The sequence below is a fragment of the Streptomyces sp. NPDC029526 genome (assembly GCF_040637405.1).
Lineage (GTDB): Bacteria > Actinomycetota > Actinomycetes > Streptomycetales > Streptomycetaceae > Streptomyces.
Genome location: NZ_JBEZWE010000006.1, coordinates 219,607 through 242,656, shown reverse-complemented (window position 1 = coordinate 242,656; position 23,050 = coordinate 219,607). Strand labels below are relative to the sequence as shown.

General features: G+C 72.8%; 21 protein-coding genes and 1 riboswitch. Of the genes, 18 read left to right on the top strand and 3 right to left on the bottom strand.

All coding sequences use genetic code 11. The annotated features are described in order from the left end of the window. Positions 1-91: 91 nt before the first annotated feature. The 15 genes from AB0F01_RS17235 (at position 92) to AB0F01_RS17165 (ending at position 16,077) form a co-directional block, all read left to right on the top strand. The gene (locus AB0F01_RS17235) at positions 92-1,027 is read left to right on the top strand and encodes an ABC transporter permease (protein ID WP_362095765.1); all 936 of its coding nucleotides are present in this window, start codon (positions 92-94) and stop codon (positions 1,025-1,027) included. After that, on the top strand, positions 1,020-1,808 hold the full coding sequence (locus AB0F01_RS17230) for an ABC transporter ATP-binding protein (RefSeq protein WP_362095762.1): 789 nt from the start codon (positions 1,020-1,022) through the stop codon (positions 1,806-1,808). Before AB0F01_RS17235 ends, AB0F01_RS17230 begins: the two co-directional genes overlap by 8 nt. 357 nt (positions 1,809-2,165) lie before the next feature. Continuing rightward, on the top strand, positions 2,166-3,065 hold the full coding sequence (hpnC, locus tag AB0F01_RS17225) for a squalene synthase HpnC (protein ID WP_362095759.1): 900 nt from the start codon (positions 2,166-2,168) through the stop codon (positions 3,063-3,065). Then, complete coding sequence (gene hpnD, locus AB0F01_RS17220; protein ID WP_362095756.1) at positions 3,062-4,012, top strand: presqualene diphosphate synthase HpnD; 951 nt, start codon at positions 3,062-3,064, stop codon at positions 4,010-4,012. The genes hpnC and hpnD overlap by 4 nt, the downstream gene beginning before the upstream one ends. After that, entirely contained in the window at positions 4,009-4,152 is a 144-nt protein-coding gene (locus AB0F01_RS17215; RefSeq protein WP_362095753.1) for a DUF6380 family protein, read from the top strand. The genes hpnD and AB0F01_RS17215 overlap by 4 nt, the downstream gene beginning before the upstream one ends. Continuing rightward, positions 4,149-5,573, top strand: coding sequence for a hydroxysqualene dehydroxylase HpnE (gene hpnE, locus AB0F01_RS17210; protein WP_362095750.1), 1,425 nt, complete (start codon positions 4,149-4,151; stop codon positions 5,571-5,573). The genes AB0F01_RS17215 and hpnE overlap by 4 nt, the downstream gene beginning before the upstream one ends. 71 nt (positions 5,574-5,644) lie before the next feature. After that, a complete protein-coding gene (locus tag AB0F01_RS17205) occupies positions 5,645-6,709 on the top strand; it encodes a polyprenyl synthetase family protein (protein WP_362096047.1) in 1,065 nt (354 codons plus the stop codon). Between the two features lie 119 nt (positions 6,710-6,828). Further along, a complete protein-coding gene (gene shc / locus AB0F01_RS17200) occupies positions 6,829-8,976 on the top strand; it encodes a squalene--hopene cyclase (RefSeq protein WP_362095747.1) in 2,148 nt (715 codons plus the stop codon). Then, entirely contained in the window at positions 8,976-9,617 is a 642-nt protein-coding gene (locus AB0F01_RS17195; RefSeq protein ID WP_362095744.1) for a 1-hydroxy-2-methyl-2-butenyl 4-diphosphate reductase, read from the top strand. The genes shc and AB0F01_RS17195 overlap by 1 nt, the downstream gene beginning before the upstream one ends. A gap of 5 nt (positions 9,618-9,622) precedes the next feature. Next, a complete protein-coding gene (gene hpnH / locus AB0F01_RS17190; protein ID WP_362095741.1) occupies positions 9,623-10,645 on the top strand; it encodes an adenosyl-hopene transferase HpnH in 1,023 nt (340 codons plus the stop codon). 5 nt (positions 10,646-10,650) lie between these two features. Beyond that, positions 10,651-11,805, top strand: coding sequence for a flavodoxin-dependent (E)-4-hydroxy-3-methylbut-2-enyl-diphosphate synthase (gene ispG, locus AB0F01_RS17185; RefSeq protein WP_362095738.1), 1,155 nt, complete (start codon positions 10,651-10,653; stop codon positions 11,803-11,805). 37 nt (positions 11,806-11,842) lie between these two features. Then, positions 11,843-13,837 (top strand): 1-deoxy-D-xylulose-5-phosphate synthase, encoded by a 1,995-nt coding sequence (gene dxs, locus AB0F01_RS17180; protein ID WP_362095735.1) that lies wholly within the window; start codon positions 11,843-11,845, stop codon positions 13,835-13,837. Further along, a complete protein-coding gene (locus AB0F01_RS17175) occupies positions 13,834-15,252 on the top strand; it encodes an aspartate aminotransferase family protein (RefSeq protein ID WP_362095732.1) in 1,419 nt (472 codons plus the stop codon). The genes dxs and AB0F01_RS17175 overlap by 4 nt, the downstream gene beginning before the upstream one ends. A gap of 85 nt (positions 15,253-15,337) precedes the next feature. Beyond that, positions 15,338-15,961: an XRE family transcriptional regulator gene (locus tag AB0F01_RS17170; protein WP_362095729.1), complete on the top strand. Its 624-nt coding sequence runs from the start codon at positions 15,338-15,340 to the stop codon at positions 15,959-15,961. Positions 15,962-15,966: 5 nt separating this feature from the next. Further along, positions 15,967-16,077, top strand: a complete 111-nt coding sequence (locus AB0F01_RS17165) for a DUF6126 family protein (protein ID WP_362096044.1) — start codon at positions 15,967-15,969, stop codon at positions 16,075-16,077. A gap of 44 nt (positions 16,078-16,121) precedes the next feature. On the opposite strand, the gene AB0F01_RS17160 is transcribed toward AB0F01_RS17165, so the two are convergent. Then, on the bottom strand, positions 16,122-16,919 hold the full coding sequence (locus tag AB0F01_RS17160) for a tyrosine-protein phosphatase (protein ID WP_362095727.1): 798 nt from the start codon (positions 16,917-16,919) through the stop codon (positions 16,122-16,124). Positions 16,920-17,321: 402 nt separating this feature from the next. Then, a riboswitch (cyclic di-AMP (ydaO/yuaA leader) is annotated at positions 17,322-17,488 on the top strand. A gap of 4 nt (positions 17,489-17,492) precedes the next feature. On the opposite strand from AB0F01_RS17160, the gene AB0F01_RS17155 reads away from it, so the two are divergent. Then, positions 17,493-18,437, top strand: coding sequence for a peptidoglycan DD-metalloendopeptidase family protein (locus AB0F01_RS17155; protein WP_362095724.1), 945 nt, complete (start codon positions 17,493-17,495; stop codon positions 18,435-18,437). Between the two features lie 252 nt (positions 18,438-18,689). After that, the gene (locus AB0F01_RS17150; protein ID WP_362095721.1) at positions 18,690-19,508 is read left to right on the top strand and encodes an SGNH/GDSL hydrolase family protein; all 819 of its coding nucleotides are present in this window, start codon (positions 18,690-18,692) and stop codon (positions 19,506-19,508) included. A 177-nt stretch (positions 19,509-19,685) separates the two neighbouring features. On the opposite strand, the gene AB0F01_RS17145 is transcribed toward AB0F01_RS17150, so the two are convergent. Beyond that, the gene (locus AB0F01_RS17145; protein ID WP_362095719.1) at positions 19,686-20,309 is read right to left on the bottom strand and encodes a TetR family transcriptional regulator C-terminal domain-containing protein; all 624 of its coding nucleotides are present in this window, start codon (positions 20,307-20,309) and stop codon (positions 19,686-19,688) included. Positions 20,310-20,814: 505 nt separating this feature from the next. On the opposite strand from AB0F01_RS17145, the gene AB0F01_RS17140 reads away from it, so the two are divergent. Further along, a complete protein-coding gene (locus tag AB0F01_RS17140; protein WP_362095716.1) occupies positions 20,815-21,927 on the top strand; it encodes an MBL fold metallo-hydrolase in 1,113 nt (370 codons plus the stop codon). 111 nt (positions 21,928-22,038) lie between these two features. Here AB0F01_RS17140 and AB0F01_RS17135 read toward each other — a convergent pair whose 3' ends face one another. Next, the gene (locus tag AB0F01_RS17135; protein WP_362095714.1) at positions 22,039-22,899 is read right to left on the bottom strand and encodes a helix-turn-helix transcriptional regulator; all 861 of its coding nucleotides are present in this window, start codon (positions 22,897-22,899) and stop codon (positions 22,039-22,041) included. Positions 22,900-23,050 lie beyond the last annotated feature (151 nt).

Below are 23,050 nucleotides of genomic sequence, written 5' to 3'. Positions count from 1 at the left end.
TCGTGTGCGGGAACCACGGAGCCGCCCCCCGGCTCCCCGGCGCATGCCAGGCCCCCGGGCCGCGCATCTCGACGACGAAAGCTAGCCACTGGTGAGTGAGACAACGCACGACGGCACGGTCGCGGCCGACGCGTCCGTGCCGTCCGACGAGGGCCTCACGGCGGCGGAGCTGGCCGCCAAGCACGGGCTCTCGGTCAGCGGCGCCCGGCCGTCGCTGCCGGAGTACGTCCGTCAGCTGTGGGGGCGGCGGCACTTCATCCTGGCGTTCTCCCAGGCGAAGGTGACGGCCCAGTACAGCCAGGCCAAGCTGGGCCAGCTGTGGCAGGTGGTGACGCCCCTGCTGAACGCGGCCGTCTACTTCTTCATCTTCGGCCTGCTGCTCGGCGCCCGGCGGGGCATCCCCAGCGATGTGTACGTGCCGTTCCTGGTGACCGGCGTGTTCGTGTTCACCTTCACCCAGAGCTCGGTGCTGGCCGGGGTGCGGGCGATCTCGGGGAACCTGGGGCTGGTGCGGGCGCTGCACTTCCCGCGGGCCTCGCTGCCGGTGTCGTTCGCGCTCCAGCAGCTCCAGCAGCTGCTGTTCTCCATGATCGTGCTGGTCGTGGTGGTGGTGGCGTTCGGCTCCCTGCCGTCCTGGTCGTGGCTGCTGGTGGCGCCGGTGCTGCTGCTGCAGTTCGTCTTCAACACCGGCCTGGCCCTGATCTTCGCCCGGCTGGGCAGCCGCACCCCCGACCTCGCCCAGCTGATGCCGTTCGTGCTGCGCACCTGGATGTACGCCTCGGGCGTGATGTTCAGCATCCCGGCGATGCTGGCCGACAAGAACGTGCCCGGCTGGGTGAGCGACGTGCTCCAGTGGAACCCGGCGGCCGTCTACATGGACCTGGTCCGCTTCGCCCTGATCGACGGCTACGGTTCCTCCTACCTGCCGCCGCACGTGTGGGCCTTCGGCCTCGGCTGGGCCCTGCTGGCCGGCGGGGTCGGCTTCGTCTACTTCTGGAAGGCCGAGGAGAGGTACGGCCGTGGCTGACGACCCGACGCCGGCCCGCGTCCCCACCGTCATCGCGGACGGACTGCACATCGTCTACCGCGTGAACGCCGCGCGGGGCGGCCGGGGCAGCGCCACGGCCGCGCTGAGCCGGATCCTGCGGCGGGGCAAGGACGACTCGGCCCGCGGCGTGCGCACGGTGCACGCCGTGCGGGGGGTCTCCTTCGTCGCCTACCGGGGCGAGGCGATCGGCCTGATCGGCTCCAACGGCTCCGGCAAGTCGACCCTGCTGCGGGCCATCGCCGGGCTGCTCCCCGCCGAGGAGGGCAAGGTCTACACAGACGGCCAGCCCTCCCTGCTCGGCGTCAACGCGGCCCTGATGAACGACCTGACGGGCGAACGGAACGTCATCCTGGGCGGCCTCGCGATGGGCATGTCCCGCGAACAGATCAAGGAGCGCTACCAGGAGATCGTCGACTTCTCCGGCATCAACGAGAAGGGCGACTTCATCACCCTGCCGATGCGCACCTACTCCTCCGGCATGGCGGCCCGCCTGCGGTTCTCCATCGCCGCCGCCAAGGACCACGACGTCCTCATGATCGACGAGGCGCTGGCCACCGGTGACCGCAAGTTCCAGAAGCGGTCCGAGGCCCGCATCCGGGAGCTGCGCGAGCAGGCCGGCACGGTCTTCCTGGTCAGCCACAACAACAAGTCCATCCGTGACACCTGCGACCGCGTCCTGTGGCTGGAGCGCGGCGAGCTGCGCATGGACGGCCCGACCGACGAGGTGCTCAAGGAGTACGAGAAGTTCACGGCGAAGTGACCCGGCCCGGCCGGGGGCCGCGCGACTGTGCGGGGCGGTCCGGCGTCCGCGGAGGAGGCGTCAACTTCCCCCGCCCGACGACATCCTGACGCCCGACGGTGTGCCGGGGCGAGGGCCGGGGCACCCCGGCGCCGCGTACCGCGTTGTACGACGTAAGCTGTACCGGTCCCCAAAGGCGGCAATCAGGGCCATACTGCGCGACACCATCCCGCAGGGCCGTCCGGAGGAAGTCCGGGCGGCGTGTCCGAAATAGTGCGCATTGGGTCAACAGTGTAGAACGGGAGATGTGACGGCAATGGCTACGGAGGCTCCCCGAGTGAACGCCGAATGTGCCGTCCCCGCCCAGGGCAGCCCACGATGAACCGGACCGGCAGGGCGCGCACCGCGCCGGAACGCGCCACCCTCGACAAGGCCGCCGCGGAGAACTTCCCCGTGGCGCCGTTCTTCCTGCCCCGTCAGTGGCGCGACGACCTGATGGCGGTCTACGGATTCGCCCGTCTGGTCGACGACATCGGCGACGGCGACCTCGCCCCCGGCGGCGCCGACGCCCGCCTGCTCGGCGTCCCCGCCGACCGGGCGGAGGACCGCACGGCCCTGCTGGACGCCTTCGAGGCCGACCTGCACCGGGTGTTCGACGGCACCCCGCGCCACCCGCTGCTGCGCCGCCTGCGGCCCACGGTCCGCCGACGCGCCCTGACCCCCGAACCCTTCCTCGGCCTGATCGCCGCCAACCGCCAGGACCAGCTCGTCCGGCGCTACGAGACCTACGACGACCTGCTCGCCTACTGCGCGCTGTCGGCCAACCCCGTCGGCCGGCTGGTGCTCGCCGTGACCGGCACCGCGACCCCCGAGCGGGTCCGCCGCTCCGACGCGGTCTGCACGGCCCTGCAGATCGTCGAGCACCTCCAGGACGTCACCGAGGACCTCGGCCGGGACCGGATCTACCTCCCCGCCGACGACATGAAACGTTTCCACGTCCAGGAGGCGGACCTCGCCGCGGCCACCGCCGGTGCGTCGGTCCGTGCCCTGATCGCCCACCAGACGCAGCGCGCCCGCGACCTCCTGGACGAGGGGGACCCCCTGGTGGGCAGCGTCCACGGCCGGCTCAAGCTGCTGCTGGCCGGGTTCGTGGGAGGGGGACGGGCGGCCGTCCGCGCGATCGCCGCCGCCGAATACGACGTACTTCCCGGCCCGCCCAAGCCCGGCAGGACGCACCTGCTGCGCGAGGTGGGCCTCACTCTGCGAGGAAAGAGGTGATCCGGACCGTGGAGCCGCAAGCGTACGCGTCCCCGCCGGTCCTCGCCGCCTACCGCTACTGCGAGGCCGTCACCGGACAGCAGGCACGCAACTTCGCCTACGGCATCCGGCTGCTGCCGGCGTCGAAGCGGCGCGCGATGTCGGCGCTGTACGCGTTCTCCCGCCGGGTCGACGACATCGGCGACGGCACGCTGGCCAGGGAGGTGAAGGTCGCCCGGCTGGAGGACACCCGGGAGGTGCTCGCCCGGATCCGCCGCGGCGCGGTCGACGAGGACGACACCGACCCGGTCGCCGTGGCCCTCGCCCACGCCGCCGAGCGGTTCCCGATCCCGCTCGGCGGACTCGACGAACTCATCGACGGCGTCCAGATGGACGTCCGCGGCGCCACCTACGAGACCTGGGAGGACCTCAAGGTCTACTGCCGTTGCGTCGCCGGGGCCATCGGCCGGCTCTCCCTCGGCGTCTTCGGCACCGAGCCGGGCGCGCGCGGCGCCGAACGCGCCCCCGAGTACGCCGACACCCTCGGACTCGCCCTCCAGCTCACCAACATCCTGCGCGACGTCCGCGAGGACGCCGTCGGCGGACGCACCTACCTGCCCGCCGACGACCTCGCCAAGTTCGGCTGCTCGGCCGGGTTCGCCGCGCCCACCCCGCCGGAGGGCTCCGACTTCACCGGACTGGTGCACTTCGAGGTGCGCCGCGCCCGCGCCCTGTTCGCCGAGGGCTACCGGCTGCTGCCCATGCTCGACCGGCGCAGCGGGGCCTGCGTGGCCGCCATGGCCGGCATCTACCGCCGCCTCCTGGACCGCATCGAGCGTGACCCCGACGCCGTGCTGCGCGGCCGGGTCTCCCTCCCCGGCCGGGAGAAGGCGTACGTCGCGGTGCGCGGACTGTCCGGCCTGGACGCCCGGCACCTCACCCGGCGGGCCGTCAGGAGGCGCGCGTGACCGGCACCCCGTTCCCCGACGGCACCGCGAGGGACAAGCGGGGGGCAACCCTCCGCCGCCCGGCCGCGTCCCAGACCACGACGGCCGGCCGCGCACCGCTGAACCGGTTCACCGGCCGTCCGGGGGAGGGCGGACGATGAACCGCGTCACCAGGCCCGAAGCGGCGCAGGCACCGGACCCGGCGGCCGTACGGCACGCCGTGGTGGTCGGCGGCGGACTCGCCGGCACCACCGCGGCCCTCGCGCTCGCCGACGCGGGCGTCCGCGTCACCCTCCTGGAGGGCCGCCCCCGCCTCGGCGGGCTCGCCTTCTCCTTCCGGCGCGGCGAGCTGACGGTCGACAACGGCCAGCACGTCTACCTGCGCTGCTGCACCGCCTACCGCTGGTTCCTCGACCGCATCGGCGGCGCCGCCCTGGCCCCGCTCCAGGACCGCCTCGACGTCCCCGTCGTCGACCTGGACCGCCCCGCGGGACGCCGCCTCGGCCGGCTCCGCCGCGACCCGCTGCCCGTGCCCCTCCACCTCGGGCGCAGCCTCGCCGCCTACCCGCACCTCTCGCTCGCCGACCGGGCGCGGGTGGGCCGGGCCGCGCTCGCGCTCCAGCGGCTCGACCTCACCGACCCCGCCCTCGACACCCAGGACTTCGGCAGCTGGCTCGCCTCCCACGGCCAGTCGCCGCGCGCCGTCGAGGCCCTGTGGGACCTGGTCGGGATCGCCACCCTCAACGCCGTCGCGGGCGACTCCTCGCTCGCCCTGGCCGCGATGGTCTTCAAGACCGGCCTGCTCTCCGACCCCGGGGCCGCCGACATCGGCTGGGCCTCCGTCCCGCTCGGCGACCTGCACGACCGGCTCGCCCGCCGGGCGCTGGACACCGCCGGGGTGCGCACCGAGGTCCGCACCCGCGTCGGCGCCGTCGCCCCCCGCGACGACGGCCGGTGGACCGTGCACACCCCCGAGGGGACGGTCGAGGTCGACGCCGTCGTCCTCGCCGTCCCCCAGCGCGAGGCCCACGCCCTGCTGCCCGAGGGCGCGCTCGACGCCCCCGAGCGGCTGCTCGGCATCGACACCGCGCCGATCCTCAACGTCCACGTCGTCTACGACCGCACCGTCCTCACCCGGCCCTTCCTCGCCGCCCTCGGCACGCCCGTGCAGTGGGTCTTCGACCGCACCGCGGCCTCCGGCCTGACGAGCGGCCAGTACCTGGCGGTGTCGCAGTCGGTGGCCCAGGACGAGATCGACGCGCCGGTGTCCGTCCTGCGTGAGCGGTACCTGCCCGAGCTGGAACGGCTCCTGCCGCGCACCCGTGGAGCCGAGGTCCGGGACTTCTTCGTCACCCGCGAACGCCACGCCACGTTCGTCCCCGCCCCCGGCGTGGGACGCCTCAGGCCCGGCGCCCGCACCGAGGCACCCGGCCTGTACCTCGCCGGCGCCTGGACGGCCACCGGGTGGCCCGCGACGATGGAGGGCGCGGTCCGCAGCGGCATCGGCGCCGCCGACGCCGCGCTTCACACCCTGGGCCGGCCCCGTCCCGCCCACCTCTTCGCCCTCGAGGAGGCGGCCTGATGCTCCGGCAGAGCGGCGCGGCAGGACGCCGCACCCCCGGTACCGCAACAAGAGGAGAGACTGTGCCCACTGTGCCCCCGGCCTCGAAGGCCGCTCGCAGGACCGCGGTGGACGTGTCCGCGCTCCTGGAGCGCGGCCGGACCCTGGCCATGCCGGTGCTGCGCGCGGCCGTCGACCGTCTGGCCCCTCCCATGGACGCGGTGGCCGCCTACCACTTCGGCTGGATCGACGCCCAGGGCCGCCCCGCCGACGGCGACGGCGGCAAGGCGGTGCGCCCGGCGCTCGCCGTGCTGTCCGCAGAGGTCACCGGCGCCGCGCCGCACACCGGCGTGCCCGGCGCCGTCGCCGTCGAACTGGTCCACAACTTCTCGCTGCTGCACGACGACCTGATGGACGGCGACGAGCAGCGCCGCCACCGCGACACCGTCTGGAAGGTGCACGGGCCCGCCCAGGCCATCCTGGTCGGCGACGCCCTGTTCGCGCTGGCCAACGAGATGCTGCTGGAACTCGGGACCGTGGAGGCGGGCCGCGCCGCGCGCCGCCTGACCTCCGCCACCCGCGCCCTGATCGACGGCCAGGCCCAGGACATCTCCTACGAGCACCGCGACCGCGTCAGCGTCGAGGAGTGCCTGGAGATGGAGGGCAACAAGACCGGGGCCCTGCTCGCCTGCGCCAGCTCCATCGGGGCCGTCCTCGGCGGCGCCGACGACCGCGCCGCCGACACCCTGGAGAAGTACGGCCACCACCTCGGGCTCGCCTTCCAGGCCGTGGACGACCTCCTCGGCATCTGGGGCGACCCCGGATCCACCGGCAAGCAGACCTGGAGCGACCTGCGCCAGCGCAAGAAGTCCCTCCCGGTGGTGGCCGCCCTCGCGGCGGGCGGCCCCGCCTCCGAGCGGCTCGGCGAGATCCTCGCCGCCGACGCCGACAGCAGCGACTTCGCGAACTTCTCCGAGGAGGAGTTCGCGGCTCGCGCCGCCCTGATCGAACAGGCGGGCGGACGCGAGTGGACGGCGGAAGAGGCACGCCGTCAGCACACCACCGCCATCGAGGCCCTCGACGACGTGGACATGCCCGAGCAGGTGCGGGAACGGTTCACGGCGCTCGCGGACTTCGTCGTCGAACGGAAGAGATGATCACTATCGGTCGAATAGCCCTCGCGTAGTCGCCGGCCGGAAAGGCGGGGAGCGCACCACCGGCCGACGGCGGACCCACAGCAGACGCACGACATGCAGCACTGCACGAAGGGGAAGCCATGACAGCGACGACGGACGGAAGCACCGGGGCGGCCCTGCCGCCCCGGACCGTCGCGGCCAGCGAACACGACACCGACAACCACACCCCCGTGGCGGCCGGGGTACCCGACGTCGCCGCTCGCGCCATGCGGCGCGCCACCGACTTCCTGCTGTCCCGCCAGGACGACCAGGGCTGGTGGAAGGGCGACCTCGAGACCAACGTCACGATGGACGCCGAAGACCTCCTGCTCCGTCAGTTCCTCGGCATCCTCGACGAGGACACCACCCGCGCCGCCGCCCTCTTCATCCGCGGCGAGCAGCGCGAGGACGGCACCTGGGCCACCTTCCACGGCGGCCCCGGCGACCTGTCCACCACCATCGAGGCCTACGTCGCCCTGCGCCTGGCGGGCGACGCACCCGACGCCCCGCACCTGGCGAAGGCGTCCGAGTGGATCCGCCGGCAGGGCGGCATCGCGGCCTCCCGGGTCTTCACCCGGATCTGGCTGGCCCTCTTCGGCTGGTGGAAGTGGGAGGACCTGCCGGAACTCCCGCCCGAACTCATCTGGTTCCCGTCCTGGGTGCCGCTCAACATCTACGACTTCGGCTGCTGGGCCCGGCAGACCATCGTCCCGCTGACGATCGTCTCCGCGAAACGGCCGGTACGGCCCGCCCCGTTCCCGCTGGACGAACTGCACACCGACCCCGGCTGCCCCGACCCGCCCCGCACGCTCGCCCCGGTGACCAGCTGGGACGGCGCCTTCCAGCGACTCGACCGGGCCCTGCACACGGTGCGCAAAATCGTTCCGCGACGCCTGCGCGCGGCCGCCATGAACACCGCCGCCCGCTGGATCGTCGAACGCCAGGAGAACGACGGCTGCTGGGGCGGCATCCAGCCGCCGGCCGTCTACTCCGTGATCGCGCTGCACCTGCTGGGCTACGACCTGAAGCACCCGGTGATGCGGGCCGGCCTGGAGTCGCTGGACCGGTTCGCGGTGTGGCGCGAGGACGGGGCCCGGATGATCGAGGCGTGCCAGTCCCCGGTGTGGGACACCTGCCTCGCCACCATCGCCCTGGCCGACGCCGGCCTGCCCGCCGACCACCCCCGGCTGGTCAGGGCGGCCGACTGGATGCTCGGCGAGCAGATCGTCCGCCCCGGCGACTGGTCGGTGCGCAGACCCCACCTCCCGCCGGGCGGCTGGGCGTTCGAGTTCCACAACGACAACTACCCCGACATCGACGACACCGCCGAGGTGGTCCTCGCGCTCCGCCGGGTCAAGCACCACGACCCGGAACGCCTCGACAACGCCATCGCCCGCGGGGTGCGATGGAACCTCGGCATGCAGTCCAAGAACGGCGCCTGGGGCGCGTTCGACGTCGACAACACCAGCCCCTTCCCCAACCGGCTGCCGTTCTGCGACTTCGGCGAGGTCATCGACCCGCCGTCCGCCGACGTCACCGCGCACGTCGTGGAGATGCTCGCCGTGGAGGGCCTGGCCCACGATCCGCGCACCCGGCGCGGCATCCGCTGGCTGCTGGACGAACAGGAGCCGGACGGCTCCTGGTTCGGCCGCTGGGGCGTCAATTACCTCTACGGCACCGGCTCCGTCGTCCCCGCCCTGACCGCCGCGGGCCTCCCCACGACCCACCCGGCGATCCGGCGGGCCGTCGCCTGGCTGGAGTCGGTGCAGAACGACGACGGCGGCTGGGGCGAGGACCTGCGCTCCTACCGGGACGCCCGCGGCTGGAGCGGCCGGGGCGCCTCCACCGCCTCGCAGACCGGCTGGGCGCTGATGGCGCTGCTCGCGGCCGGCGAGCGGGAGTCCGCGGCGGTGCAGCGCGGCATCGCCTGGCTCGCGGCCACCCAGCGGGAGGACGGTTCCTGGGACGAGCCGTACTTCACCGGCACCGGCTTCCCCTGGGACTTCTCCATCAACTACCACCTCTACCGCCAGGTGTTCCCGCTCACCGCGCTGGGCCGGTACGTGAACGGGGACCCCTTCGCCAAGAAGCCGCCCCGGGCCGCCGCGTCGGCCACCGCCGCACCGGACGGCGCGGTGTCCGGCGGCGGCGTCACGCCGGTGCCCGCCGCGGCCGGCGGTGCGGTGCCCGGCGACGGCACCCCGGCGGCCGGCCCCCGGCAGTCGCTCGCCGAGGCGAAGGGAAGCTGATGACGGCCCGGCCCGGCCCGTCCCCGCTGCTGATCGCCTGCGCGCTCGGCATCGAGCAGTTCGCCCTGCGCAGGCGGTCCGGCGGTGGCGCGGGCGGGCCGGTCACCGTGCTGCGCACGGGCATGGGGCCGGACGCCGCCCAGCGCTCCGTGACCCGGGTGCTCGCCGACCCGGCCCTCGGTGGCGCCGCCGTGCTGGCCACCGGCTTCTGCGCCGGACTGGCGCCCGGCATGCACCCCGGCGACCTGGTCGTCGCCGAGGAGACCCGCGACCCGCGGGGCACCGTCCCCTGCGAGGGCACGGACCTGCTGGTCGAGCAGCTCACGCGCACCGTCCCCGGACGCACGGTGCACACCGGCCCGCTCACCGGCTCCGACCACGTCGTCCGCGGCCCCGAACGGGCCGGCCTGCTCGCGACCGGCGCGATCGCGGCGGACATGGAGTCCGCCGCCACGCTCCTGAGCGCCGTCCGCGCGGGCGCGCGCCCGGTTGCGGCCGTCCGGGTGGTCGTGGACGCTCCAGAGCATGAACTGGTCCGGATCGGCACGGTACGCGGTGGAATATCGGCTTTCCGCGTCCTTCGCTCCGTGCTTCCCGCATACCTCGAATGGCACCGTTCCCTGCTGCTCCCCCGGAGGTGAGCCAGATGGCCATGCCGCTGCGCCAGTCCATCAAGGTCGCTACATACCTGGCCGAACAGAAGCTCCGCAGGCGGGACAAGTTCCCGCTCATCGTCGAGCTGGAGCCCCTCTACGCCTGCAACCTCGCCTGTGAGGGCTGCGGCAAGATCCAGCACCCGGCCGGGGTGCTGAAGCAGCGCATGCCGGTCGCGCAGGCGGTGGGCGCGGTGCTGGAGTCCGGCGCCCCCATGGTGTCCATCGCCGGCGGCGAGCCGCTGATGCACCCTCAGATCGACGAGATCACACGGCAGTTGGTGGCCCGGCGGAAGTACGTCTTCCTATGCACCAACGCCATGCTGCTGCGCAAGAAGATGGACAAGTTCACCCCGTCGCCGTACTTCGCGTTCGCGGTGCACATCGACGGGCTGCGGGAGCGGCACGACGAGTCCGTCGCCAAGGAAGGCGTGTTCGACGAGGCCGTGGCGGCGATCAAGGAGGCCAAGCGGCGCGGCTTCCGGGTCACCACCAACTCGACCTTCTTCAACACCGACACCCCGCAGACGGTCGTCGAGGTGCTCAACTACCTCAACGACGACCTCAAGGTCGACGAAATGATGATCTCGCCCGCCTACGCCTACGAGAAGGCCCCCGACCAGGAGCACTTCCTCGGCGTGGAGCAGACCCGGGAGCTGTTCCGGAAGGCGTTCGCGGGCGGCAACCGCAGGCGCTGGCGGCTGAACCACTCCCCGCTGTTCCTCGACTTCCTCGAGGGCCGGGTCGACTTCCCGTGCACCGCCTGGGCCATCCCCAACTACTCCCTGTTCGGCTGGCAGCGCCCCTGCTACCTGATGAGCGACGGCTACGTGCCCACGTACCGGGAGCTGATCGAGGAGACCGACTGGGACAAGTACGGCCGCGGCAAGGACCCGCGGTGTGCCAACTGCATGGCGCACTGCGGCTACGAGCCCACCGCCGTGCTGGCCACCATGGGCTCCCTGAAGGAGTCGCTGCGCGCCATGCGCGAGACCGTCTCGTCGAACAGGGAGTGACGCAGATGACCGCAGTCTCCCTGGGCCTCCCCGAGGTCCCGGCCACGCTCGCCGTGCGCCGGACGAGCCGGCAGATCCAGGTCGGCTCCGTGGCGGTGGGCGGCAACGCCCCGGTATCGGTGCAGTCGATGACGACCACGCGCACCTCGGACATCGGCGCGACGCTCCAGCAGATCGCGGAGCTGACGGCGTCGGGCTGCCAGATCGTGCGGGTGGCGTGCCCGACGCAGGACGACGCGGACGCGCTGCCGGTGATCGCGAGGAAGTCGCAGATCCCGGTGATCGCCGACATCCACTTCCAGCCGAAGTACGTGTTCGCGGCGATCGAGGCCGGGTGCGCGGCGGTGCGGGTGAATCCGGGCAACATCAAGAAGTTCGACGACCAGGTCAAGGAGATCGCCAAGGCGGCGAAGGACCACGGCACCCCGATCCGGATCGGGGTGAACGCGGGGTCGCTGGACCGGCGGCTGCTGCAGAAGTACGGGAAGGCCACCCCGGAGGCGCTGGTGGAGTCGGCGCTGTGGGAGGCGTCGCTGTTCGAGGAGCACGACTTCCGCGACATCAAGATCTCGGTGAAGCACAACGACCCGGTCGTGATGGTGGATGCCTACCGGCAGCTCGCCGAGCAGTGCGACTACCCCCTGCACCTGGGTGTCACCGAGGCCGGTCCGGCCTTCCAGGGCACCATCAAGTCGGCCGTCGCCTTCGGCGCGCTGCTGTCGCAGGGCATCGGCGACACCATCCGTGTCTCCCTCTCTGCCCCGCCGGTGGAGGAGATCAAGGTCGGCATCCGGATCCTGGAGTCGCTCAACCTGCGGCAGCGGGGTCTGGAGATCGTCTCCTGCCCGTCGTGCGGGCGGGCGCAGGTGGATGTGTACAAGCTGGCCGAGGAGGTCACCGCCGGTCTGACCGGCATGGAGGTGCCGCTGCGGGTCGCGGTCATGGGCTGTGTGGTGAACGGTCCGGGTGAGGCGCGGGAGGCCGATCTGGGGGTGGCGTCGGGCAACGGCAAGGGGCAGATCTTCGTCAAGGGCGAGGTCATCAAGACGGTGCCGGAGTCGAAGATCGTCGAGACCCTGATCGAGGAGGCGATGAGGATCGCCGAACAGATGGAGAAGGACGGCGTCACGGCGGGGGAGCCGGCCGTCACCGTGAGCTGAGCACGTCGACAGCACGGCATGCGAAGGGGGCCCGACCGTGTCGATCCTGGAGAGCATCCGACAACCGCGCGACCTCACGGCGCTGTCCGCGCCGCAACTCACACAACTGTCAGCGGAGATCAGGGAGTTCCTGGTGAACGCCGTCGCCAGAACCGGCGGCCACCTGGGACCCAACCTCGGCGTGGTGGAACTCACCGTCGCGCTCCACCGGGTCTTCGAGTCACCGGCCGACCGCATCGTCTGGGACACCGGCCACCAGTCCTACGTCCACAAGCTGCTGACCGGCCGTCAGGACTTCTCCAAGCTGCGTGGCAAGGGCGGCCTGTCCGGCTACCCCTCGCGCGAGGAGTCCGTCCACGACGTCGTCGAGAACAGCCACGCCTCCACCGCCCTCGGCTGGGCCGACGGCCTCGCCAAGGCCCGCCAGGTACGGGGCGGCACCGGACACGTGGTCGCCGTGATCGGCGACGGCGCGCTCACCGGCGGCATGGCCTGGGAGGCGCTGAACAACATCGCCGCCGCCAAGGACCGCCCGCTGGTCATCGTCGTCAACGACAACGAGCGCTCCTACGCGCCGACCATCGGCGGCCTCGCCGACCACCTCGCCGCCCTGCGCACCACCGACGGCTACGAACGGATGCTGGCCTGGGGCAAGGACGTCCTCCGGCGCACCCCCGTGGTCGGCTCCACCGTGTACGAGGCGCTGCACGGTGCCAAGAAGGGCTTCAAGGACGCCTTCGCCCCGCAGGGCCTCTTCGAGGACCTGGGCCTGAAGTACCTCGGCCCCATCGACGGCCACGACATCGAGGCCGTGGAGTCGGCCCTGACGCGCGCCAAGCGCTTCGGCGGTCCGGTGATCGTGCACTGCCTCACCGAGAAGGGCCGCGGCTACGAGCCCGCCCTCGCCCACCAGGAGGACCACTTCCACACCGTCGGCGTGATGGACCCCCTCACCTGCGCGCCCCTGGCGCCGTCCGGCGGGCCGTCCTGGACGTCGGTGTTCGGCGAGGAGATGGTCCGCATCGGGGAGGACCGCGAGGACGTCGTCGCGATCACCGCCGCCATGCTGCACCCGGTCGGCCTCGGCGCCTTCGCCGCGCGTTTCCCGGACCGGGTCTGGGACGTCGGCATCGCCGAGCAGCACGCGGCCGTCTCGGCGGCGGGGCTCGCCACCGGCGGCCTCCACCCGGTCGTCGCCGTCTACGCCACCTTCCTCAACCGCGCCTTCGACCAGCTGCTGATGGACGTCGCGCTGCACCGCTGCGGGGTCACATTCGTCCTGGACCGGGCCGGCGTCACCGGCGCCGACGGACCCTCCCACAACGGCATGTGGGACCTGTCCGTCCTCCAGGTCGTCCCCGGCCTGCGGATCGCGGCCCCCCGGGACGCGGACCAGCTGCGCGCCCAGCTGCGCGAGGCGGTCGCCGTCGAGGACGCGCCGACCCTGCTGCGCTTCCCGAAGGAGTCCGTCGGCCCGTGCGTCCCGGCCGTGGACCGGATCGGCGGCATGGACGTGCTGCACCGCGCCGACGCACCCCAGGTGCTGCTGGTGGCCGTCGGCGTCATGGCACCGGTGTGCCTGCGCGCGGCGGAGCTGCTGGAGGCACGCGGTATCGGCTGCACGGTGGTCGACCCCCGCTGGGTCAAGCCCGTCGACCCCGAGCTTCCCGGGCTGGCCGCCGGGCACCGCCTGGTGGCCGTCGTGGAGGACAACAGCCGCGCGGCCGGGGTCGGTTCCGCCGTCGCGCTGGCCCTGGGGGACGCCGAGGTCGACGTGCCCGTGCGCCGGTTCGGCATCCCGGAGCAGTTCCTCCCGCACGCCAAACGCGGCGAGGTGCTCGCCGACATCGGTCTCACGCCCGTCGAGGTGGCCGGCCGGATCGGCGCGAGCCTCGCCCTGCGGCACGAGCCGCGGGACCGGCCGCCGGGCCGGCCGGGGGAGCCGGAGCGCCCCGAGCACGCCCCGAGCCTGGGACCGACCCGGCGGACCCCACCGCCCCCGTCACCACAGCCACAGGAGCACCAGGCATGACCACTGCGGAGTCCGCCTCGGAGTCGTCGCAGGCCGGAGGGTTCGACCTCGCCGGACTGCTGGCCGAGCGCGGGGCGGAGCGCTACGAGCTGCACGCCCGGTACCTCAACCACCAGCTGCCGCGCATGCTGCACACCATCGGCTTCGACAAGGTCTACGAGCGCGCCGAGGGAGCCTACTTCTGGGACGACGACGGCAACGACCACCTGGACATGCTGGCCGGCTTCGGGGTGATGGGCCTCGGGCGCCACCACCCCGTCGTCCGCAAGGCGCTGCACGACGTCCTGGACCTCTCGCCGGCCGACCTCACCCGCTTCGACTGCCAGCCGCTGCCCGGCCTGCTGGCCGAGAAGCTGCTCGCGCACAGCCCGCACCTGGACCGGGTCTTCTTCGGCAACAGCGGGACGGAGGCGGTGGAGGGCGCGCTGAAGTTCGCCCGGTTCGTGACCGGCCGGCCGCGCGTCCTGTACTGCGAGCACGCCTTCCACGGCCTGACCACCGGATCCCTGTCGGTCAACGGCGAGTCCGGTTTCCGTGACGGCTTCGCCCCGCTGCTGCCCGACACCGCCGTGCCGCTCGGCGACCTGGACGCCCTGGAGCGGGAGCTGCGCCGGGGCGACGTGGCCGCCCTGATCGTCGAGCCGATCCAGGGCAAGGGCGTGCACGAGGCGCCCCCCGGCTACCTGCGCGCCGCGCAGGAACTGCTGCACCGGCACAAGGCGCTGCTGATCGCCGACGAGGTGCAGACCGGCCTCGGCCGGACCGGTGACTTCTACGCCTACCAGCACGAGGAGGGGGTGGAGCCGGACCTGGTGTGCGTGGCGAAGGCGCTCTCCGGCGGCTACGTGCCGGTGGGGGCCACGATCGGCAAGGACTGGATCTTCAAGAAGGTGTACTCGTCGATGGACCGGGTGCTGGTGCACTCGGCCAGCTTCGGGTCCAACGCCCAGGCGATGGCGGCGGGTCTGGCGGTGCTGTCGGTCATGGAGAGCGAGCAGGTCGTGGCGAACGTGCGCGCGACCGGCGAGCTGCTGCGGTCCCGGCTGGCGGCCCTCACCGAGAAGTACGAGATGCTCGCGGAGGTGCGCGGCCGGGGGCTGATGATCGGCATCGAGTTCGGCCGGCCCCGCTCACTGAAGCTGCGCGGTCACTGGGCCATGCTCCAGGCGGCCCGCAAGGGCCTGTTCGCCCAGATGGTGGTGGTGCCGCTGCTCCAGCGGCACCGGATCCTCACCCAGGTGTCCGGGGACCACATGGAGGTGATCAAATTGATCCCGCCGCTGATCATCGGTGAGGCGGAGGTGAATCGGTTCGTGGACGCCTTCACGGCGGTCATGGACGACGCGCACCAGGGCGGCGGCCTGATGTGGGACTTCGGCAGGACGCTGGTGAAGCAGGCGGTGGCCAACCGCTGACCGCCCCGTGCGTCGGCAGCCCACAGGTTTTTGCCTGTCAGGCAAGAAATTTGCCCGCCGGGCAATACGGGTGCTGAATAGGAGCATGAGCTCCCCCGAGACAGAGCCGTCGGCCGAACGGTCCGAGGCGCTGGGTCTGGTCGCGCCGCAGTTGCGGGCACTGCGGCGCCGGGCCTCCCTCACCCTGGAAACCGCGGCCCGCGACGCGGGCCTGTCGCCCGCCCACCTCTCCCGGCTCGAGACCGGACAGCGTCAGCCCTCCCTGCCGATGCTGCTGTCCCTCGCGCGTGTCTACGGTACGACGGTCGCCGAGCTCCTCGGTGAGGCGGCCCCCGAACGGGACGCGGTGGTGCGTGCCGCCCGGATGGACCCCACCACCGCCGGAGGCTGGACCTACTGGCAGGCCGGCGGACCGGGACGCGGCATGCAGGCCCTGCGGGTGCGCGTCCCGCACGGCTCGCAGGGCGACATCGTGCGCGTGCACCCCGGCGAGGAGTGGCTGTACGTCCTGCGCGGACGGCTGCTGCTGCGCCTCGGGGAGACGCAGCACCGGCTCGACCCGGGCGACAGCGCGCACTTCGACTCCCTCACCCCGCACCGGATCGCCGCCCAGGACCCCGACGGGGTCGAGCTGCTGTTCGTACACTCCCTGTTGCAGAGCCCCACGTCGGCGCTCTGTCTCGGCCCCGCCCACGGAGACGCCTCGTGAAGAACATGGAAGAGAAGTTCCCCCGCGCCCTGTGGGTGCGCCTGTTCGTCTACGTCGTGGCGGGCCACGTCGTCGCCGGCTTCATCTACGTGCTGTTCACGGTGGGCGCGCAGTAGGACGGGCCGGGGCGGTCGCGCCCCGGCCCGGTGTGCGCGGGCGGTCAGTCCAGCAGGCGGGCGCGCAGCCGCTCCCGGGTCGCGGGGGCGAGGGCCAGGCCGCGCTCCAGGTAGGCGTCGACGCCGCCCCACGTCTCCTCGACCGTCTCCAGGGCCGCCGTCAGGTACTCCGCGCGGGCGTCGAACAACGGGTTGAGCAGGTCCATGACCTCGGGGGAGTAGGCCGAGGCGGAGTCCCCGTTGCGCTGCACCTTGTAACGGCGGTGCCGCTCGTTGGACTTCAGGTAGTCCTCGAAGATCGCGTCGCGCTCCACGCCCACCGCCAGCAGCGTCACCGCCACCGACAGGCCCGCCCGGTCCTTGCCCGCCGCGCAGTGCATCAGCGCGGGGACGCTCTCCTGCGCGAGCGCGTGCAGCACCTGGGAGTGCTCGGCGGTGCGGCCCTTGATGGTGGCCCGGTAGGAGGCGATCATCCGGTCCGCGCCCTTGCCGTCGGCGAGGATCGAGCGCAGCTGCTCCAGGTCGCCGTCGCGGACCATCCGCCAGAACTCCGCCCCGTCGGCCGGGTCGCTGAGCGGCAGGTTGACGTTGCGCACGCCGGGCAGCGCGACGTCCGGTCCCTCCAGCTTCTGGTCGGCCGCGTTGCGGAAGTCGAAGACGGTGTGCAGTCCCAGCGACGACAGGAAGGCGGCGTCCTCGGCGGTCGCGTGGGCGAGGTGGCCGCTGCGGAACAGCACCCCGGGCCGGACGCGCCGGCCGTCCACGGTCGGCAGCCCGCCCACGTCACGGAAATTGCGCACCCCGGTCAGCTCGGGCTCGGTCGACGGGACGTGCTGCGTCACGGGGGCTCCTCCCACTCGGCGTCGCCGGCGCGACTCGCCGACGGCACCTCGACGATACGACATCACCGTCCGGGAAGAAGTCCTGATTCGGCGTTTAGGGCGTTCTGTCCTTTTAGGGGATTTCGCCATAACGTGCCCCGATAGAAAGGGAGATGGGGAGGGGGCGCGTGAGCATCGTCATAATGGTGACGGCGCGTTGTCGCCATGTGCACGTAATTCCCGTGCGGCACAGGCCCGTTCGGGAGGCAGCCGGGCCGGAAGACGACGCACGGTGACGTCAATTGTCCGAGTGGATCACGGAAAAGGGCGTTCAGGGGGAACCCCTCGCTTGTCCCTTTGCGTCTTGGTCGCTTACGTTCGCCACCGATCCGGACGGACGCCTAATCCTGCCGCCGCCCGGAGCCCGCACACTCACTGACCCGTGAACGGCAGGAGCGGGGGACCCACAGGTACGACTGCCTGTTACCGGTCTTCCGGAGAAACAGGCTTGGGGTTAAGCCGCGCCCTGCGCGGCCGGGCATCTCCAGCCCGAACCCGACAGCTCACCTCGCAGGCGCCGGAGAGGAATTCGTCATGCCCGCCAAGGGTAAGCACCGCCGTCCCAGGACCCTGCGTCTCACCCGTTCCATCGCCGTCGCCGGAACCGGTGGCGCCGCTCTCGCCCTGCCGCTCCTCGGCGCCACCGGCGCCCACGCCGCCACCCCCCAGGCGGCTCCGGAGAAGGCCGTCCAGAGCGTGTCCACCGGCGCCAAGGCCGACGCCAAGGACACCGCGAAGAACGGCGAGACCCGCACCTACGTCGTGAAGTCCGGGGACTACCTGGCTAAGATCGCCGACAGCGAGAACGTCGACGGCGGCTGGAAGCAGCTCTACGCCGACAACCGCGAGGCCGTCGGCGACGACCCGTCGCTCATCCACCCCGGCCTGAAGCTGTCGATCGACGGCAAGGCCGCGCCGAGCGCCCCGAAGAAGTCCTCCTCGGCCCCGTCCGCCCAGGACGCGCCGAAGAAGAAGACCGCGCCCGCCAAGCCCTCCGCCGGCAAGAGCGAGGCCCCGGTCAAGAAGACCGCCCCGCAGTCCACGGGCGCCAACCAGGCCGCCAGTGCCTCCGGTTACACCTCCCCGGTGCCCGGCGGCGGCGTCGGCACCGGCTACAAGGTGGCCGGCGGCATGTGGTCCAGCGGCTACCACACCGGTGTCGACTTCAGCGTCCCGACCGGGACCTCGCTGAAGGCCGTCGGCTCCGGCACCGTCGTCTCCGCCGGCTGGGCGGGCGCGTACGGCAACGAGGTCGTCATCAAGCTCAACGACGGCCACTACGCCCAGTACGCCCACCTGTCCTCGCTGTCCGTCTCGGCGGGGCAGACCGTGACCGCCGGTCAGCAGGTCGGCCTGTCGGGTTCCACCGGCAACTCGACCGGCCCGCACCTGCACTTCGAGATCCGCACCTCGCCGAACTACGGCGCGGACGTGGACCCGGTCTCCTACCTGCGCTCGAAGGGCGTCGCCATCGGCTGACCCCCTCGCGCGATCTCCGCGCGGAACCTGCCTGACACGCCGCCGAAGGCCGGACCCGATCCCCGGGTCCGGCCTTCGGTGCTGCGCGGAGAAGCGGAGAGTGGAGCAGTGGAGAAGAGGGGAGAGGAGGGGAGAGGAGGGGGGGAGGAAGCGGGGGAGGAGGCAGGCGGGCGGGACGTGGCTTATCTCACCGTCCGTCAACCCTTTCCTACGGTCGCGTAGGTCACATTCGAAAAGGAATCATGGGTGACTGTGGCAGACGATTCGAAGAGTGACAGCAGAGTAGAGATCGGGTCGTACGTGGCGGTGGGGGACAGCTTCACCGAGGGAGTCGGCGACCCCGGCCCCGACGGCGCGTTCGTCGGCTGGGCCGACCGGCTCGCCGTGCTTCTCGCCGACCGCCGGCCCGAAGGCGCCTTCCGGTACACCAACCTCGCGGTGCGCGGGAAGCTGCTCGACCAGATCATGGCCGACCAGATCCCGAAGGCGGTGGACCTCGCCCCGGACCTGGTCTCCATCTGTGCGGGCGGCAACGACATCATCCGGCCGGGCACCGACCCGGACGAGGTGGCCGAACGGTTCGAGCGGGCCATCGCGGCCCTCACCGCCGTGTCCGGCACGGTGCTGGTCGCCACCGGCTTCGACACCCGGGGCGTCCCCGTGCTCCGGCGGCTGCGCGGCAGGATCGCCACGTACAACGGACACGTACGGGCCATCGCCGACCGCTACGGCTGCCCGGTGCTCGACCTGTGGTCCCTGCGCAGCGTCCAGGACCGCAGGGCGTGGGACGCCGACCGGCTCCACCTCTCGCCCGAGGGGCACACCCGGGTGGCCCTCCGGGCGGGTCAGGCCCTCGGCCTGGCGGTTCCGGCCGACCCCGAGCAGCCCTGGCCCCCGCTCCCGGTCCGCGGCACCCTCGACATCCGGCGCGACGACGTGCAGTGGGCACGCGAGTACCTGGTCCCCTGGATCGGCCGCCGTCTGCGCGGGGAGTCCTCCGGGGACCACGTCACGGCCAAGGGCACGCTGTCCCCGCACGCCATCAAGGAGCGGATCGCCGCGGTGGCGTGAGGGGGAGGGGCGCGCCCGTGCTTCCGGGGCGCGCCCGGCCCGGGCGACGCGGGCCGGGCACGCCCGCGGGCGGTGGCGGGGCGCCGCGAGGCGGGGGTATGAGACCGGATGCGAGCAGAAGCCGGACGCGGGCAGCACCACGGGAGAGTTCCCGGCTGCCGACGCGCGGTCGCGCGCTCAGCGCGCCGCCGTCGCGGTGAGGGCCCGACGTTCCACGCCCAGTTCGCGGGCCAGCGCCTCGTCCACCCAGGCGAGTGCCCGGCTCCTCGGCACCGCCGCGCCGTACGACGTCATCTGCACCGCGAGCCCGTCGAGCAGCGCGGTCAGCCGCAGGGCCGTGCCGGCCGGGTCGGGGCACCGGAACTCCCCGGCGCTCACGCCCTCCCGGATCACCTCGGTCAGCGCGGCCTTCCACTGCCGGTCCAGATCCCCGGCGACCTCGCGCAGCGCCGGCTCGCGCAGCGCCATCGACCAGCTCTCGATCCACAGCCGCCAGCCCTTGGCCGTACCCGTGGGCGCGTACCACCGCACGGCCGCACGCAGCCTGCGCAGGGCGGTCGTACGGCGGCCGAGCAGCTTGCGCAGGTGCGCCAGGTCACCCTCGGCCGCGTACGCGAAGGCGGCGGCGACCAATTTCTCCCTGGTGGAGAAGTGGTACAGGACCAGGGCGTTGCTCACGCCCAACGCCGAGGCCACGTCGGAGATCCGGACCGCTGCCGCTCCCCGCGCCTCGATCTGCTCGATGGTGGCCCGCAGCATCTCGCCCCGCCGCTCCGCCACGCTCAACCGCACCCTGGTCACGCCCGTCACCCTAATCGGGCGCCACGGCACCGCCCAAGAGGCGCTCCCCACCCGGGGCTTGCCCCCGTCCCGCCGGCCTGCGAGCACCGGGCCCGCTCACCCGGCGGCACGGGGACGGTGGAGCTGTTCCACCGCACCGTCGCTCCACCGCGACCACCGGCAGCCGCTGCTCACCGAGGGATGCGCTACCGTCCCGCCCGGACGCCCGCCGGGCCGGACGCACCTCGCACAGGCCGCGGCGCGCCCACGGGCCGGACGCACCTCGCGGAGGCCGCACGGCCGTCGCCGCCGCCGGAGCCGATTCGGTGCGGCGGTCGGTCGGACCGGCCGAACATGGCTGCCTTGTCGGACCGGCCGCACATGGCTGCCCTGTCGGACCGGCCGCACATAATGGAGAGTCCGAACGACTCTCCCAGGAGGTTCCGTGGCCGGCTCCCCCTCCCGAACCTCACCCCTGCGAGCGTGGCGGTCCGCCGCCTTCGGCGCGGATCCCGCCGGGGAGCGCATGGCGCGCATCCGCAGCTCACCGCACTTCCGGGACGGGGTCTTCCAGAATCCCGGCGGTCCCTCGCGGACCCGGCCCTCCGGCTCGGCGCGCGAGCTCGCGAAGGTCTACTTCGACAGGGAACGCCGGGCCCGCCGCGCTCCCACCGGGACCATCCCGGTGCACGCCACCACCCTCGCCGACCTCGCCCGCCCGCCGGCCGACGGACTGCGCGTGACCTGGATGGGTCACTCAGCCGTGCTCGCCGAGATCGACGGGCACCGCGTCCTCTTCGACCCGGTGTGGGGCGAGCGCTGCTCCCCGTTCCCCTTCGCCGGACCGAAGCGGCTGCACCCCGCGCCGCTGCCCCTGGCCGCGCTCGGTCCGGTGGACGTCGTGGTGATCTCCCACGACCACTACGACCACCTGGACATGCCCACCATCAAGGCCCTGGCGGGCACCGACACGCTGTTCGCCGTGCCGCTCGGCGTCGGGGCCCACCTCGAGCACTGGGGCGTCGCCCCGTCCCGGCTCCGGGAACTGGACTGGCACGAGTCGACGCGGGTCGGCGGACTCACCCTCACCGCCACCCCCGCCCGGCACTTCTGCGGCCGGGGGCTGCGCAACACCCAGCACACCCTGTGGGCGTCCTGGGTCGTCGCCGGCGAGCGGCACCGCGCCTACCACAGCGGCGACACCGGCTACTTCGAGGGATTCCGGGACATCGGCGCCGGCCACGGCCCCTTCGACGTGACGATGATCCAGATCGGAGCCTACTCGGACTTCTGGCCCGACATCCACATGACTCCCGAGCAGGGCGTCCGGGCCCACCTGGACCTCCAGGGGGGCCGTCCCGGCGGTGTGCTGCTGCCCATCCACTGGGGCACCTTCAACCTGGCCCCGCACGCGTGGGCGGAACCGGGGGAGTGGACGCGGGACGCGGCCCGCGACGCCGGGCAGCCGGTGGCGGTGCCCCGCCCCGGTGAACCCTTCGAGCCCGGGGGGACGCTGCCGGACCAGCCGTGGTGGCGGGCGGTCTCCCGTCCGGTCGCCCGTCCGTGGCGGCGTCCCGGGCGCGTCGAGGAGGCTCCCGGTACGGACACGGGTGACCTGGACCTCGCCGGAGGGCGTTGACGTAGGCAGGCGCACGGGGGCGAGGGCGTGCCGGACCGCCGGTGTCCCGCCGGACCGGGACGTGGGGGTGTCCACGGCCGGTCCCGGGCCGGTGACCGGGCCGGGCACTGCTCATGGGTGGACGGTCTGCGTGCCGACGACGGACAGCAGGTCCAGGAGGCCGGCGCTGTCGGTGCCGACGGCGGGGGTGAACCAGAGCAGCCGCTGACGGCCGTCCTCGCTGAACAGGTTGAGGCAGTCGACCTCGACCAACCCCAGTGCCGCGTGGAGCAGTCGCTTGCGGTCGTTGCGCCGGAACGCCACGTCGTGGTCGTCCCACAGCGCGGCGAACTCGGCGGAGGAGTCGCACAGGGACGCGATCATCGAGGCGGCTTCGGTGTCGCGGGCGTCCCGCCGTGCCGCGGCTGCCCTCAGGTCCGCGACGAAGGCCCGGGACTGGTGGGCGTGATCGGACTCCGGGTACAGCTGCCGGGCCTCGGGCTCGGTGAACCACCGGTACACGAAGCTGGCCCGGGCGCCCCGCAGACCGGACTGGTCCCCGAGCAGCGCCACCGCCAGGGGGTTCTGGACGAGGGTGACGTGCAGGTCGGTGATGACCTGGGCCGGGGTCGACGTCATGCGGGTGAGCAGGTCGAGCATGCCCGGGTGGACGTGCGAAGCGGGTCCGCCGGAGGCGGGCACCGGGCGGTCGGCCAGGTGGTAGAGGTAGTCGCGTTCGTCGGCGGTCAGGCGCAGGGCCCGGGACAGCGCGGCGAGCATCTGTTCGGAGGGCTGCGAGCCGGCGCCGCGTTCGAGCTCGTTGTAGTAGTCCACCGACGCGCCGGCGAGCTGGGCGACCTCGTCGCGGCGCAGCCCGGGCACCCGGCGGCGGGGCCCGTGGGGCAGACCCACGTCGGCCGGGCGGATGCGGGCACGCCGGGAGCGCAGGAAGGCTCCCAGCTCGGTGTATCGCGCGGACCCCATGTCTGTCATTGTGCGTCCGGCCGGGCCGCCGACCCAGGGGATGACATCCCCTGGTTGCGCCCTCCGTCACCGCGCATCGTGGAGGCATGACTCCCACACATCCCCCTTCCTCTTCCTCTTCCTTTTCCTCTTCCCCTTCCTTTTCCTCGGCCCCTCCGCC